The organism is Rhizobium sp. P1_E1, assembly GCF_056406015.1.
Window position 1 is genome coordinate 68,470 of record NZ_JBFUAY010000009.1, and the last position, 14,942, is coordinate 83,411.

A 14,942-nucleotide genomic window follows, 5' to 3' on the forward strand; every position below is an offset into this window, starting at 1 on the left:
TAGCGTAGGCGATGGCGCTCCCAGGGGCGCCATCGTTTTATGCGCTGACACGCTCCATCACGGTCGGATCATAATAATTCTCGTGCAGGAAGCGCAGCGTCGCGATACCGTCCGCCGGACGGCCGAAATGATAGCCCTGGCCCATGCCGCAGCCGAGCGTGCGCAACTTCACTGCCTCGGCATAATCCTCGATACCTTCCGCCACGACTTCCAGCTCCAGGCCCTCGCACATGGTAAGGATCGCCTTGATGATGTGTTCGGAGGCGCGATCGGAATTGATGCGCGAGACGAAGGCACGGTCGATCTTGATCTTGTCGAAGATGAAGTCGCGCAGGCGCCCGAGGCTCGACTGACCGGTGCCGAAGTCGTCGAGCGAGATGCGCACACCGGCGGCGCGCAGATCAGCGATGATGCGATGAGCGGTATCGGCCGAACTCATCACCGCTGTCTCGGTGATCTCCAGCTCCAGGCGATGCGGATCGAAGCCGACGCGCCCAAGGATCGACAGGACGCTGCTGCTCGTGCCCGGATCCATCATTTGGGCCGAGGAAAGATTGAACGACAGAAAGAGTTCGCGCGGCCAGGAAAGTGCTGCTTCGGCAGCTTTACGCAGCAACGCCTCCGATAGCGCGTCGATGAAGCCGCGCTCTTCGGCGAGCGGCACGAAGACGCCGGGCGACACGAAGCCGAGATCGGGATCGTTCCAGCGGGCAAGCGCCTCGAAGCCGACGACCTGATTGTTGGACAGCGAGACGATCGGCTGGAAATGCACGTCGATCGCATCCGAGATGATGGCGTTTCTGAGCGCCTGCTCCAGCTGCGTGGCGCGCTTCATTTCCTGCGCGATCTCGCGCGAATAGACGGTGATCTGGCCGCGACCGCGGCGCTTGGAACGGTAAAGGGCGGTCTCGGCGCTCTTCAGCAGTTCCTCGCAATCCTCTCCGGCGAACGGATAGATGGAGAAGCCGAGGGAAGCGGAGAGACGGACGTTGCGGTCGCCGAGGTCGTAAGGGGCCGATAGCACCTCGCGGATCATCTGGCCGAATTTCTCGGCGCTCGCCCGCTCGAAGATCAACGGCAGCACGAAGGCGAATTCGTCGCCGTCATGGCGGGTCACAAGCGCGCCATCAGGAATACAGGCCCTGAGACGATGGGCGACCTGGCAGAGGATTTCATCGCCGGCTGTCGAGCCGAACAGATCGTTGATCGGCTTGAAACTGTCGAGGTTGACGATGCCGATGGTGAAGGGGGCCGGATCGCTGGCGCGCTCGGAAGATATCTGCAGGACCTTCTCCCGCATGCGATTGCGGTTTCCCAATCCGGTCAGCGGATCGGTATAGGCCATCGCCTGAAGCTCATTCTGACCCACGGTCAAGAAAGCTATTTCCGCCGATTTCATCATGCAAACCCGAGCTTCTCCCGCAGCCATGCAAAAGAATGACCGGCATGTCTTAACAATTCGATAGGAAATCAGCCGCCTCTGCCGCCTGAAACGCCCAAATTCTAGGGAGTTGACGGGTATCGCCTTCTAGTTTCGCGCCCGCATAGGTTCGTCCATCAGGTACTTCTGAAACACCGTCTCAAGCATATCGGGGCTGACGGGTTTCATGATGACGTCGTCCATGCCTGATTTGACGCATTCGGCGCGGTCGCGCTCGAAGGCCTGGGTGAGCACGCCGATGATCGGAGTGCGGGTGCCGCCGCCGGTTTCCTCCATCTGCCGGATGAGGCGCGCGGCCTCGAAGCCGTTGAAACCGGGCAGGGAAATATCCATCAGCACGATCTGTGGCCGGTGCTCGGCCCAGAGGCGCACGGCCTCGTCGCCGGTCGCTGCCAGCATATGGCGGTAGCCGAGGCCTTCGAGGATCTGCGAGAAGACGATCTGGTTGATATCGTTGTCTTCGGCCACGAGAACCTGCAGGCCGACCACATCGTCGGAAATGCTGATTTCCCAATCCGTATCCGAACCGGCAGCGCTGCGGCTGTTGCGATTGAAATGGCGGGCGATCTGGAATGTGAGCTCGTTGGCGATCTGGAAACCGTCCATGACGAGCGCCGGGATGCCGTATTGCTCGGCGAGCTCGAGGCAGCGCATACCCATCTGGTTGTCGATGATCAAGAGATCGAGCGAGATGCCGGAGGAGGTGGCGATTTCCAGGAACCGCTCCTCTTCGTCCTCGCCGCGGACCGAGCAGGATTCGAAGCCGTATTTCGTCAGCGTCCGCAGCGCGGCGGTCTCGGCTGCGAGGTCGGCAGTGACGACGAGGACCTTGCGGCCGGAGAAATTCTCCGGAACGATCGCTTCCATCGCCGCCGGTTCGCGCCGCTCGACGCCGGTTGGTACCGGCACATAGGCCCGGCGGTAGCTTTGATTGCTGGAGGCGGTGATCGCGGACGCTTGGCCGAACTCGTCGAGATCGGCGCCGTCGCGCGGCAGGTCCTGCATGGTCGATACCAGGAAATAGCGGCCGGGTTTGCCGATGCGGTGCTTGCGGCTGACGATGTCGCGTTCGATGCCGTCGCGGGAGATCTGACGCTGGCGAGAGACGGACATCTCGCCAGTCTCCAGTACGTGGCGATCGCTCTCCTCGAAACGCTTGGCGATCTCCTCTGAAAAAAGATCACCGCTCTTGCGCCCGAGCACCTCGTCGGCGCTCGTCTGATATTTCTCGCAGAAGGCGAGATTGACCGCGACATAGGTGAGGTTGCGGTCCTTGACGAAAAGCGGAAACGGCAGATTGTCGAGAATGTCCTCGGTGAGCTGCACGCGCTCCAGATCGGAGCGCCATTGCTCTTCGCGCTTCTTGTTCTCGGAAATGTCGGAGATGATGGTGACGCCGTAACCACCCGGCAGCCTGCGCTTGACGAAACGGACCCAGCTGTCGGCGCCGTGGCGCTCGACGGCGTCGAAGCGCTCACGCCAATGCGAGGCGATTTTCTGCGACAGCCAGTCCTCGCGGCTCAGCGAGCCGCCCTGCCTGACATCGTACTGCTGGCGAATGCCGGTGTCGTACATCGCACCGAGGAAATCGCGAAGCCGCGTGCCCGGCTTCAGCATTTCGGCGGGCAGCGGAAAGAATTCGAGGGTCTGGCGGCTTGCGAAGATCAGGTGATCGTTCTTGTCGTAGATGATGAAAGCTGCGGAAAGGCTGTCGCACACCACATCGAAAAGCGCCGTCTGCAGATCGGCCTCGGCGGGAGACCCATCGATTTCTGATGATGTGTCCGCCTTTTCGAAGCCGGCACTCATTCCATTGCGTCCCACATCTGTTCGATTTCACAGCTTCCGGAAGTATGTGATTAGAAATGCCATTTTTATGTTAAAACCGGCTTAACACTAGCCACCCCCAAATTCGGAGACGGCGGTGATCACGCTTTGGGAAAGCGCATCGAAAGCCCTTCCCTCCGGCCCGCGAATCCCCGAAAATAGCCCATGGCCATCAGACAGCTTTCCGAAACGCTCATCAACCAGATCGCCGCCGGCGAAGTCATCGAACGGCCGGCGAGCGCTGCCAAGGAACTGATCGAAAACGCGCTCGACGCGGGCGCGACGCGTATCGAAATCGCCACGGCTGGCGGCGGCAAGGCGCTGCTGCGCGTCAGCGACAACGGCTCGGGCATGGACGCGGCCGATCTGGAACTGGCGGTCAGGCGCCACTGCACCTCGAAGATATCGGAGACGCTCGAAGATATCCGTACGCTCGGCTTCCGCGGCGAGGCGCTGCCCTCGATCGGCTCGGTCGCGAGGCTCAGCATTGCAAGCCGCAAGCGCGACAGCACAGGCGGCCACGAGATCGCCGTGACCGGCGGCAAAATCGCGCATATGCGCCCGGCTGCCGCCAATCCCGGGACGATCGTCGAAGTGCGCGACCTGTTCTTTGCCACACCGGCCCGGCTCAAATTCCTGAAGACGGAGAAAGCCGAGGCCGGCGCCATTACCGAGATCGTCAAGCGCATGGCGATCGCCTTTCCGGCGGTGCGTTTCGTGCTGTCGGGCTCGGACCGCACGACACTGGAATTTCCGGCGACTGGCGACGATCATCTGGCGCGCATGGCGCAGGTGCTCGGCAGGGAATTCCGGGACAATGCGATTGCGCTCGACGCCGTGCGCGAAGAGATCTCGCTGACCGGCTTTGCCGGCGTGCCGACCTTCAACCGTGGCAACTCCGCTCATCAATATGCCTTCGTCAACGGCCGGCCGGTGCAGGACAAGCTGATCCTCTCGGCGATCCGCGGCGCCTATGCCGAGACGATCCCATCCGGACGCTATCCGGTGGCGGTGYTGTCGATCACGCTCGATCCCGCTCTCGTCGACGTCAACGTGCATCCGGCAAAATCCGACGTGCGGTTCCGCGATCCTGGCCTGGTGCGCGGTCTGATCGTCGGCGCCATCCGCGAGGCCTTGGCGCGCGACGGCAGCCGGGCGGCAACGACCGGGGCGAGCGACATGCTGCGTTCCTTCCGCCCCGGCTTCCAGCCGAATACCCAGCGGTCGCAGGGCGGATGGTCGGCCGAGACATCGCCCTCCCGGCCCTTTCAGCCGACAACGGGTTTCGGCGAGCGGCCACAGGCGTCCTTCGACGGACTTTCGATGCCGACGGCGCGGGCCGAACCGCAGCTTTCGCCGCAGCCGGCAGCCCCCGAACCAAACGCACGGTATCCGCTCGGCGCGGCGCGGGCGCAGATCCACGCCAACTATATCGTTGCCCAGACCGAGGACGGGCTCGTCATCGTCGACCAGCATGCTGCGCATGAGCGGCTGGTCTTCGAAGCAATGCGCAAGGCGCTGCACTCCAAGCGGCTGGCCTCTCAGGTGCTGCTCATCCCCGAAATCATCGACATTCCGGAAGAGGATTGCGACCGGTTGATGCAGCATGCGGCCGAGCTTTCCGAACTCGGCCTTGCGATCGAGCGCTTCGGCCCAGGCGCGATTGCCGTGCGCGAGACGCCGGCAATGCTCGGCGAGGTCGATGCGCATGGGCTGATCCGCCAGCTTGCCGACGAGATTGCCGAATGGGACACGGCGTCGGGCCTATCGGCCAAGCTCGAATATGTGGCGGCGACCATGGCCTGCCACGGCTCGGTGCGCTCCGGACGGCGGCTGCGACCGGAGGAAATGAACGCGTTGCTGCGGGAAATGGAAGTGACGCCCGGCTCCGGCCAGTGCAATCACGGCCGGCCGACCTATATCGAATTGAAGCTCAGCGATATCGAGCGGCTTTTCGGTAGAAGCTAAAAAAGCTGGAAAAGCAACCCTTTCGGGAGTATGGCAGACTAAAGCGTGTCGCGATCTTTCAGATTCGCTTGCCACGCTTTGGGTCTTTGGTGTTCCGCATGTCGTGATCGCAAAACCGCGGCACACTTTTGCGCAACATGCTTTAATGACAGACTGCAGGGAACGGAGCGCATGAATTTGTTCGAAGGACACGGAAACCGCGAAGCGAAGATCCGGTATCTCGATGGCGATTTCCAGATTCTCTCGCCCGGCTCCTATGTCGTCTGCGCGATGACGGGAAAACAGATCCCGCTCGATGAATTGCGCTACTGGAGTGTTGCCCGGCAGGAGCCCTATGCCGACGTGATCTCGGCGATCGAGGCCGACAAACGCGCCGGCGTGCTGCCGAACCAGCGGCGCTAGAGCCTCTCAGCTTCCCTGGAATTACAGAACTGCTCCAGCTTTTTACGCAATTCCCGGCAAGACCGCTTCGCGCTTTGCCTGGGAAAACCGCGTCACACTTATCCTGGAACTGCCTTGGCCGCAGTTTTGATCTCCCGCAGGCGCCGTTCGCGGCAGGCGACGATCGCCCGGTCGATGATGAGGCTTGGGGCGAGGTGATCCTCGAATACCATGTCGACCTCAATCACCCGGCTCTTTTCGGCGAGCTGCGCCGCCTTGCCGGGATGGCCGGAGAGGCGGACGAAATCCTTGGAGGTGGTGACGATCAAGAGACCTTGACGCTCGGCAGTCGTCAGAATGTCGTCGATCTCCTCCTCAGTCAGGTGCTCGTGGTCACCGAAGGACTTGGCGACCGTGATTTCGGCGCCGCGGGATTCGACCGTGCGGAAGAATTTCGCGGGATCGGCGATGCCGGCGAAGGCAAGTACCTTCGTGCCGGCCAGCGTATTGTCGCCGCGCACTTTCAGCGATGCGGTGAAATAGGGTTTTGCCGCCCGCGCCGCCATCCGGACGATCCTGTCGGCGGCATTGCCGCCGCCGACCTTGAGCAGCGCCGTCGCAGAACGCAGCTGCTGGCGGATCGGCGCGCGGACCGGACCGCCCGGCACGATATGGCCGTTGCCGAGGCCGCGGGTCGCGTCGATAACGAGCAGGGCATAGTCGATCGCCAGCCGGGCGCTCTGGAACCCATCATCCATGATGATGAGATCGGCGCCCTCCGCCACCAGACGCGCAGCCCCTTCGACGCGCCGGCGGGAAATCACCGTCAGCGCTTCCTGGGCAAGCAGCAACGGCTCGTCGCCAACGGCGCCCGCCCGATGATGATCGGGGTCGACGACGGTCGTCACATCGAGCGAACCGCCGTAACCCCTGCTGAGAAAGCCGGGTTTCAGCCCCTTCGCCTTGGCGGCGCGGGCGATCGTCAGCGCCGTCGGCGTCTTGCCGGCGCCGCCGACGGTGAAATTGCCAACGCAGATGACGGGAACCGGAACGGAGGCGCGGCGCGCATGGGCCATGCGGTGGCCGGCGATACGGCCATAGAGAAAAGAAAGCGGCAGCAGCAGCCAGGCCCGCCAATCGGCTTTCCTCCACCAGAACGGTGGCGCTTCGGATATCATCTTGCCGTCCCGCTCCCCTGCCCGGCTTGTTCTCACGCAATCCCTTGGGAAAGTCGCTGCGCGCTTTTCCTGGCAAAACCGCTGTGCACTTTTGCTGGAATTGTTTTAGCCACAGCCAGCCCCTTGCTTTTCGACCGGCCGGATTGAGAAGCCAAAACCTGAAAAAATGCAAGCCCTTACAGCACTGCGCCTCCGACAGGATAGGTCAAGGACGCTCTACGATTTTGAACCGGCACTTAACCCAGAAAATCTATTCCGATTTTCGGGGTTAAGTGCCGGCGGTCAGGCGGGCTGCAGATCGGGCAACAGGGTCTCGATGGCGGTGATATCGTCAAGCACGTGATCGGCTGCAGCGGCAAGCGTCTCCCGCGAACCGGTGCCGGTGAGCACCGCGATCCGCAGCCCCGTCCCGGCATTCAGACCCATATGCAGATCGTGGTTGTTGTCGCCGACCATGGCAACCTCTTCAGGCGAAAGGCCGGTCGCGGCGCAGAAGCCGAGCACCATGCCCGGCTCCGGCTTGACGCCGAAGCCGCTGTCGTAGCCGGCGATGTAGTCGATGTAGTGGGCAAAACCGAAACGTTCCGCCGTCTGGCGGATCGATCGTTCATTGTCGCTGGAGGCAACGCCGAGCTTGAAGCCGCGCCGATGCAGCCGGGCGAAGAAACCGGCAAGATCGGTCACCGGCACGGAAAATTCGGCAGCGCTGGAAAAGAGCTCGTCAAGGCGGACCGTCAGTTCGCCGACATCGACCATCGAGCCCGCGGCAACGAGACCCTCAGCGATCTGGCGGGTATTGCCGGCGGCAAGCAGGCTGTCGGGAACGATATGGCCGGTCACCGGATCCATGCCGCAAGCCGAAAGCAGCCGGTCGGCGAGAAGCTCATCCCCCTGGGCTGCGATGCGGGCAAGCTCGCGGTTGACCGGCAGCCAGCTCTCATCATAGTCGAGCAGCGTGCCGTCCTTGTCGAAGAGAATGCCTTTGATAGGGGACGCTACCGACATCATATCTCCTTAGACCTGGGCCACGGCCTTGGGCAACAGCCGCGCCTTCACCGTCAGCGGATTGATATAGGGTTCCAGCCCCTTCACTGTCGCCGTCAGCGCGCCGCGCATCTCGTGCACGGCGGTGATACCGGCCTCGATCATATTGCGGCGGGCTTCGTCGTTGATCAGCAGGTAATGCACGCCCTTGGCCAGCATTTCGGTATCGCGCACCATGCGGGCGCTGCCGCTGCGGGCAAGCTTCTGATAGGCATCGCGGAAATTCTGCACATGGCCGCCGGAGAGAATGGCGCAGCCGAGCATGGCAGGCTCCAGCGGATTCTGGCCGCCTTCGGCAAAGAGCGAGCGGCCGACGAAAGCGATTTCCGTCAGTCTCAAATAGAGGCCCATTTCGCCGATCGTATCGCCAAGGAAGATATCGACATCGGCGGACAAGACATCGTCGCGGGTGCGGCGGGCGACCTTCAGCCCCTGCTTGACCAGGGCCGCTTCGATCTCGTCGCTGCGCTCGGGATGGCGCGGCACGATGATCGTCAATTGACGATCGCGCTCCCTCAGCGCCCGGTGAACGATGGCGGCGGCATTCTCCTCGCCGTCGAAGGTCGAGATCGCCGCCCAGGTCTTGCGCTCGCCGATCTGCTTCTTATAGCGGGCGAGGACAGCGCTGTCATAAGGTGGTGCGTCGGTATCGACCTTCAGATTGCCCGAGGTGATGACGGGGACAGCGCCGAGATCGCGGAAACGTTCGGCATCGACATCCGACTGGGCGATGACGAGGGCAAGATTCTCGAACAAGGCTTCGGCGATCGCCGGGCGCCGGCGCCAGCGGGCAAAGGAGCGGTCCGACATACGGGCATTGATCAGAATCTGCGGAATGCGGCGGTGGCCGAGTTCCAGCACCGTTGCCGGCCAGATCTCGGATTCGGCGATGATGGCGCAATCGGGCTGCCAATAATCGAGGAAGCGGCTGACGGAGGGCTTCAGGTCGAGCGGCACATATTGATGGATCGCTTCCTGGCCGAGGCGCTCGGCGGCGAGCTTGGCGGAGGTGATGGTGCCGGTCGTCAGGATGACATGAATGTCGCGGCGGCGGATTTCACGGATCAGCGGGATGACGGCGTTGGTTTCACCGACGCTTGCAGCATGAAACCAGACGAGCGGGCCTTGCGGCCGGTTGGCGCTCGGATAGCCAAAACGTTCCAGGCGGCGGGCCCGGTCTTCCTTGCCCTTGGCCGTGCGGTAGGTGATATAGAGGCCGACCACAGGAGAGGCCACGGTTCCCGCCAGACGGTATGCGTTCAGACCGAAGCGCGCCATCCGGGAGCTCATTGCGCCAGCCTCCGATCAAACCCGATCGACATCAAACCCATTCCCTAATTATCGTTGCGGCCGCAATGGCCGATTAATTTGTTCAGAATGCGTCCAACAATCCGGATCGACGGCGCCCGATGCACCAAAGCCCCGCTCGACGAGCGGCCGGCCGGCAGCACTTGCCAAGGTCAGTTGCCCCTGGCCTTTTCCTGCGGATCAAGCAAACGATGCATGTGGACGATGAAGTAGCGCATATGCGCATTGTCGACCGTCTGCTGCGCCTTCGCCTTCCAGGCCGTCAGCGCCGTGGCATAATCCGGGAAAATGCCGACGATATCGAGACCCTGCAGATCACGGAACTGGACGTCATCGAGGCTTTCCAGTTCGCCGCCAAAAACGAGATGCAGAAGTTGCTTCTTGTCACCGGATTCAGTCATTTTTTGTTCTCTTTCTGCCTATTCTCCTCCGCCACCCATCTGCGGGATTTTGACGGAAACGTCAACTGTCTCGTCGCCCCGCAAAGGCCGCGAGGAATTCGCCGAGGCGGGGCGTTGGGGCCGCGCAGAGGACCTTGTGGGTGACTTCGGCACGGTTGTAGACGATCGGCTGGCCTTCGATGTCGACGAGGCCGCCGCCGGCGCAGACAAGGATCAGATCGGCGGCTGCAAGGTCCCAATCATGGGAATTGCCCTTGACGAAGGTGCCTTCGAGACGACCATCCGCCACCATGGCGATGCGATAGGCGAGCGAGGGAATATATTTCTCGCGCGTCACCCGGTCGCGGAACGCCGTCGGAAAGGTCTTCAGCAGGTCATCGCCGATCGCAAGGCGGCTCATCTCTTCCGGTCCGGCGGCCGAGACGGTGAAGGGCACGCCATTCTTCAGCGCCACGCCGCCCTCAACCGCCTCATAGAGCTCCTCTAGCGCCGGGGCATAGAGCACGCCGGCCACCGGCCGGCCGCGATGAACCACCGCAACGCTAACGCACCAGACCTTCTGCCCGCCGAGGAAGGCGCGCGTGCCGTCGATCGGATCGACGATGAACAGCGTCTCGCGTGAGAGACGGTCGGCATCGTCGTCGGTTTCCTCCGACAGCCAGCCATAATCCGGCCGGGCCTTGCGCAGGATGGTCTCGAGCGTCTTGTTTGCAGCGAAATCGGCAGCGCTGACAGGAGACCGGTCCTCGTTCTTCCACCAGACCTCGGGAGACTGGTTGAAGAAGCCGAAAGCGACGGCGCCCGCCTCTCTCGCAGCATCGGCGATCAGCGTGAGATCGCTCTGCCACCGGGCTTTCTCCATGTCGCTCATCAGATCAATCCATTTCTGAACTACAGTTGGAGCATGATGTCGTCCGAAAACCGCGCACACTTTTCGGCATCATGCTCTAGCGTCCGGCAAGCGTCATGCCTTCGATGGCGAAGGTGGGGGCCGCGACGCCGAACTTGCGATCGATGTCGTTTGCCGGCGTCAGGCGCATGAACATCTCCTTGAGGTTCGAGGCGATCGTCACCTCGGAGACCGGGAAGGTGAGTTCGCCGTTCTCGATCCAGAAGCCGGTGGCGCCGCGGCTGTATTCGCCGGTGATCATGTTGACGCCGTGGCCGATCAATTCGGTGACATAAAAACCGTTGCCGACGCTGCGGATCAAATCCTCCGGCGAAATGTCGCCGGGTTCCAACGCAAGGTTGGTGGAGGAAGGCGAGACGGCAGTGCCGCCGCGTACGCCGCGGCCGTTGGTCTCGAGGCCGAGCTCGCGCGCGGTCGAGGTCGAGAGGAACCAGTGCTTCAAAACACCATCCTCGATCATGACAAGCCGCTCGCCGGACACACCCTCGCCATCGAAGGGCCGCGAGGAGGGCCCACGCACGATCAGCGGATCGTCGGTGATCGACAGGCCCGACTTCAGCACCTGCTGACCCATTCTGTCGCGCAGGAAACTGGACTTCCGGGCGACGGAAGCACCATTGATCGCACCGGCGATATGGCCGACGAAGCCGCGGGCGACACGCGGGTCGAAGATCACCGTGACGTCCTTGCCGGTCGGCACCTGGCGCGGATTGACGCGCTTGATCACCCGTTCGCCGGCGCGACGGCCAATTTCAGCGGGGTCGTCGAGCTCGGCATAATAGAGACGGCTGTCGAAATCATAATCGCGCTCCATGCCGGTGCCTTCACCGGCGATGACGCTGACGGAATGGCCGAAACGCGAGGCCATGTAACTGCCTTCGAATCCGTGCGAGGTGGCAAGAACGAGGCCGCCCATGCCGGCTGAGGCGCCGGCGCCGGAGGAATTGGTGACACCCTTGACCGCAAGCGCGGCCGCCTCAGCCGCAAGACCCGCCTCGCGCAGCATCTCGGAGGAGACCTCCGTGGTATCGAGCAATTGCAGGTCGGGATAGGATCTCGAAAGGCTCGCCTCATCCGCCAGGCAGGCGAAGGGGTCTTCCGGGGAAACCTTGGCCATGGCAACGGCGCGTTCGGCAAGCGCCTGAAGATCGAAGCCCGGATTGGCCGAAACGCTGGCGACGCGCTTGCCGATGAAGACGCGCAGGGAAAAATCGTCGCTTTCGGAGGATTCCGTGCCCTCGACCTTGCCGAGGCGCACGCTGACCGATTGCGAGCGCGACCGGACGACGACGGCATCGGCGGCATCAGCCCCTGCCTTCCTTGCCAGATCGATCAATTGAGTTGCGCGGGAAAGAAGTGTCGAGGAATCAATTTCAGAGGACATGATTTGGCCTTTCCTTCGGCTTCCATTTATTGTGCACTCTCCCAAGCATCAAGGCCGCCGCCGCCGATTCTTTATCGGGGCTGCCTGCGTGCTCCCTGCCGTTGAAAGAAATTGTCAGCATGTCAGCGCCCAATGCCCTTTTTTCCGAAACGATCCTGCTGCTTGGCGGCGCGGTGGTCGCCGCTCCGATCTTCAAGAAGCTCGGGCTCGGCACGGTGCTCGGCTACCTCGCCGCCGGCATCGTCATCGGCCCGGTCTTCCACGGCATCACCGATGGCGAACAGATCCTCGCCGTCGCCGAACTCGGCGTCGTCTTCCTGCTCTTCATCATCGGACTGGAGCTGAAGCCCACCCGTCTCTGGCAGATGCGGCGCGACATCTTCGGCCTCGGCACGGCGCAGGTGGTGGTGACGGGGCTGGCGCTGACCGCACTTGCCTGGTTTTCCCAAGTTCTCGACTGGCGCGGCAGCATCGTTGCCGGATTTGGCCTGGCGCTGTCTTCGACCGCCTTTGCCATGCAGATCCTCGAGGGCGACGGCGACGTCAACACCAGATACGGGCAACGTTCCTTTTCGATGCTGCTGTTCCAGGACCTGGCAATCGTGCCGCTGCTGGCGCTGATCACCATCCTCGATGGCGGCGACAAGGGCAACAACGCACCGCTGTTGGATTTCGCTGTGGCCGTCGGTGCGGTTGCGGCGATGATCGTCATGGGACGCTACCTGCTAACGCCGCTTTTCCAGATCATCGCCCGGACCGGCGCGCGCGAGGCAATGATCGCGGCCGCCCTGTTCGTCGTCATGGGATCGGCGAGCCTGATGCAACTTGCCGGGCTTTCGATGGCGATGGGCGCCTTCTTATCCGGAGTGATGCTTGCCGAATCCTCCTACCGGCACGAGCTGGAGGCGGATATCGAGCCTTTCCGCGGCGTGTTGCTCGCTATCTTCTTCATCGCCGTCGGCCTGTCGCTGGAACTCGACGTTCTCGCCGACAACGCGCTCTTCGTCATCGTCGCCGTGCCGATCGTCATGGCCGTCAAGGCGATCGTCATCTATGGGCTTTGCCGGATCTCGGGCTCCCCGCACGACGATGCGATCCGCATTGCCTTCCTGCTGCCGCAGGGCGGCGAATTCGGCTTCGTGCTGTTCACCACGGCGGGTACGGTCGGGCTGATGTCGACGAGCACGGCCTCGCTGCTGGTCGCGGTCGTCACGCTGTCCATGGCGCTGACGCCGATCGGATCGGCCCTTTCGAAGCGGCTGCTGCGCGGCGACGAGCAGGAGGAGCTGGACGAGGATTTCGAGGGCGCCAGCGCCGACGTACTGATGGTCGGCTTCTCGCGTTTCGGCCAGATCGCCGCCCAGATCCTGCTTGCCGGAGGGCGCAGCGTCACCGTCATCGATTTTTCGGCCGACCGCATCCGCCAGGCCTCCTCCTTCGGCTTCCGCATCTATTTCGGCGACGGCGCCCGCAAGGACGTGCTGCGCTCGGCCGGCATCGACCGGGCGAAGATCGTGCTCGTCTGCACGCAGAAGAAGGAAATCACCGACAAGGTGGTGGAGCTGGTGCAGGCCGACTATCCGCAGACGCGGCTCTACGTGCGCTCCTACGACCGCATCCATTCGATCGAACTGCGCAACAAGGGTGTCGACTACGAGCTGCGTGAAACGCTGGAATCGGGCCTGCTCTTCGGGCGGCGAACACTGGAGGCGCTTGGCGTTTCCGAGGTCGACGCCTATGAAATCGGCGAGGATATCCGCAAGCGCGACGAGGCGCGTCTGGTGCTGCAGGTGTCCGAAGGGCTGCAGGCCGGGCGCGACATGCTGTTTTCCCACCCCGTCCGCCCCGAACCGCTGGTCAAGCCGAAGCGTGCTGCCGATCCCTTCGAGGACGATCCGCTGGCCGGAACGGCGGATGCGACGGCGGACGCTTAGATCAACTCCAGGACGTGCGAAGCTTGAGCGTGGCGAACTCGCCGCCGGGGACTCGCTACTGCCAGAATCTGTCAGCATGTTTCTGTAAATGTCCTCCTGACTGACAAACAGGAGCTTACCGTGATCGACAGCAACAGCATTCTACTCTTCGTCGCCGACGCGCCAAAGAGCGCCAGCTTCTATACCCGACTGCTCGGGCTGAACGCCGTTGAGGCCAGCCCGACCTTCGCGATGTTCATCCTGCCTTCGGGTCTGGCACTTGGACTCTGGGGCAAGACGGGCGTTGAGCCGGCGCCCACGGGCGGCGGCTGCGACCTCGGTTTCAAAGTCGCGACAGCAGACCTGGTCGATACGCTTCACACCGAATGGCAAGGCAAGGGCGCGACCATCCTTTTGCCGCCGACCGACCTCGATTTCGGCCGTAGCTTTGTCGCGGCGGATCCCGACGGGCATCGCCTGCGCGTCTATAACGTGGCGGAAGGCTGAAACATGTCCCGCAACTGGATCGCAGTGGCATCGGCAAACCATGTACGCATCGGGCGGGAAGCGGGTTTCATGCAGGTTTGTCACGGAAAGGCCGCTCCGCTTAGGCGGAGCGCGCCTGGTGACCGCGTGATCTACTATTCGCCGACCGAAACATTTGGCGGCAGGGATCGGCTGCAAGCGTTGACTGCAATTGGCATGGTTAAGGAAACTGACGCATATCAGGTGGAAGTTCATCCCGACTTCCGCCCCTGGAGGCGGGATGTCGCCTGGTGGCCGGCCATGGAAACGCCTATCCGGCCACTGCTCGACCGACTATCCTTCACAAGCGGTTGGGCAAACTGGGGCTATCAACTGCGCTTTGGCCTCTTCGAGATCGACAATGACGATGCCGAGCTGATAGCCGAAGCGATGCTCGGTGAAACTCCCGCGGAATTTGGGCTGCCCGACCGGTTTGGAACCTCGCGAAAAACCGCACGGGCCCCAGCCTCCGCTTCCTTGACCCGTCCATCTTCGCGCGGGTCTGCACGGCCCATCGCACCGAACATCGGCTGACCAAGCCTTCATCCGTGGACCAACGGCCAATCCGAGCGACAGAGCGGTTCAGCTTTTCATTGAAGCGCAGAGCCGCTCTAACTTTTTGTTCTTAAGCAATTCCGGGCGGAAAACCGCTTCGCACTTTT

General features: G+C 62.5%; 13 protein-coding genes. 5 read left to right on the forward strand and 8 right to left on the reverse strand.

Annotated features, from left to right (window positions below; translation table 11 throughout):
* Positions 1 to 37 precede the first annotated feature (37 nt).
* Positions 38 to 1,402: a putative bifunctional diguanylate cyclase/phosphodiesterase gene (locus AC1D1Z_RS06090; RefSeq protein WP_018244994.1), complete on the reverse strand. Its 1,365-nt coding sequence runs from the start codon at positions 1,400 to 1,402 to the stop codon at positions 38 to 40.
* 126 nt (positions 1,403 to 1,528) lie between these two features.
* Positions 1,529 to 3,250: a response regulator gene (locus tag AC1D1Z_RS06095; RefSeq protein ID WP_112906032.1), complete on the reverse strand. Its 1,722-nt coding sequence runs from the start codon at positions 3,248 to 3,250 to the stop codon at positions 1,529 to 1,531.
* 183 nt (positions 3,251 to 3,433) lie between these two features.
* Here AC1D1Z_RS06095 and mutL point away from each other — a divergent pair, with 183 nt between their 5' ends.
* Together mutL and AC1D1Z_RS06105 are read left to right on the forward strand one after the other, a co-directional pair.
* Entirely contained in the window at positions 3,434 to 5,236 is a 1,803-nt protein-coding gene (gene mutL / locus AC1D1Z_RS06100) for a DNA mismatch repair endonuclease MutL (protein ID WP_446994026.1), read from the forward strand.
* A gap of 171 nt (positions 5,237 to 5,407) precedes the next feature.
* Positions 5,408 to 5,638 carry a DUF2093 domain-containing protein gene (locus AC1D1Z_RS06105; protein ID WP_003588271.1) on the forward strand — a complete coding sequence of 77 codons (231 nt, stop codon included), beginning with the start codon at positions 5,408 to 5,410 and terminating at the stop codon, positions 5,636 to 5,638.
* 98 nt (positions 5,639 to 5,736) lie between these two features.
* On the opposite strand, the gene lpxK is transcribed toward AC1D1Z_RS06105, so the two are convergent.
* The 6 genes from lpxK to AC1D1Z_RS06135 form a co-directional block, all read right to left on the reverse strand.
* Positions 5,737 to 6,795 (reverse strand): tetraacyldisaccharide 4'-kinase, encoded by a 1,059-nt coding sequence (gene lpxK / locus AC1D1Z_RS06110; protein WP_018449370.1) that lies wholly within the window; start codon positions 6,793 to 6,795, stop codon positions 5,737 to 5,739.
* A gap of 282 nt (positions 6,796 to 7,077) precedes the next feature.
* Positions 7,078 to 7,800 (reverse strand): HAD family hydrolase, encoded by a 723-nt coding sequence (locus AC1D1Z_RS06115; protein ID WP_446947592.1) that lies wholly within the window; start codon positions 7,798 to 7,800, stop codon positions 7,078 to 7,080.
* A 9-nt stretch (positions 7,801 to 7,809) separates the two neighbouring features.
* Positions 7,810 to 9,129, reverse strand: coding sequence for a lipid IV(A) 3-deoxy-D-manno-octulosonic acid transferase (gene waaA, locus AC1D1Z_RS06120; RefSeq protein ID WP_028734924.1), 1,320 nt, complete (start codon positions 9,127 to 9,129; stop codon positions 7,810 to 7,812).
* 170 nt (positions 9,130 to 9,299) lie between these two features.
* Positions 9,300 to 9,548, reverse strand: a complete 249-nt coding sequence (locus tag AC1D1Z_RS06125) for a DUF4170 domain-containing protein (protein ID WP_018244984.1) — start codon at positions 9,546 to 9,548, stop codon at positions 9,300 to 9,302.
* Between the two features lie 61 nt (positions 9,549 to 9,609).
* Positions 9,610 to 10,419 carry a 3'(2'),5'-bisphosphate nucleotidase CysQ gene (locus tag AC1D1Z_RS06130; RefSeq protein ID WP_446965535.1) on the reverse strand — a complete coding sequence of 270 codons (810 nt, stop codon included), beginning with the start codon at positions 10,417 to 10,419 and terminating at the stop codon, positions 9,610 to 9,612.
* A 76-nt stretch (positions 10,420 to 10,495) separates the two neighbouring features.
* Positions 10,496 to 11,842 (reverse strand): TldD/PmbA family protein, encoded by a 1,347-nt coding sequence (locus AC1D1Z_RS06135; RefSeq protein WP_018244982.1) that lies wholly within the window; start codon positions 11,840 to 11,842, stop codon positions 10,496 to 10,498.
* Positions 11,843 to 11,961: 119 nt separating this feature from the next.
* On the opposite strand from AC1D1Z_RS06135, the gene AC1D1Z_RS06140 reads away from it, so the two are divergent.
* From AC1D1Z_RS06140 to AC1D1Z_RS06150, 3 genes are all read left to right on the forward strand, one after another.
* Positions 11,962 to 13,776, forward strand: a complete 1,815-nt coding sequence (locus AC1D1Z_RS06140; protein WP_115157036.1) for a monovalent cation:proton antiporter-2 (CPA2) family protein — start codon at positions 11,962 to 11,964, stop codon at positions 13,774 to 13,776.
* 120 nt (positions 13,777 to 13,896) lie between these two features.
* Positions 13,897 to 14,262, forward strand: coding sequence for a VOC family protein (locus tag AC1D1Z_RS06145; RefSeq protein ID WP_477849839.1), 366 nt, complete (start codon positions 13,897 to 13,899; stop codon positions 14,260 to 14,262).
* Positions 14,263 to 14,265: 3 nt separating this feature from the next.
* Positions 14,266 to 14,814 carry an EVE domain-containing protein gene (locus AC1D1Z_RS06150; protein ID WP_477849841.1) on the forward strand — a complete coding sequence of 183 codons (549 nt, stop codon included), beginning with the start codon at positions 14,266 to 14,268 and terminating at the stop codon, positions 14,812 to 14,814.
* Positions 14,815 to 14,942: the final 128 nt, after the last annotated feature.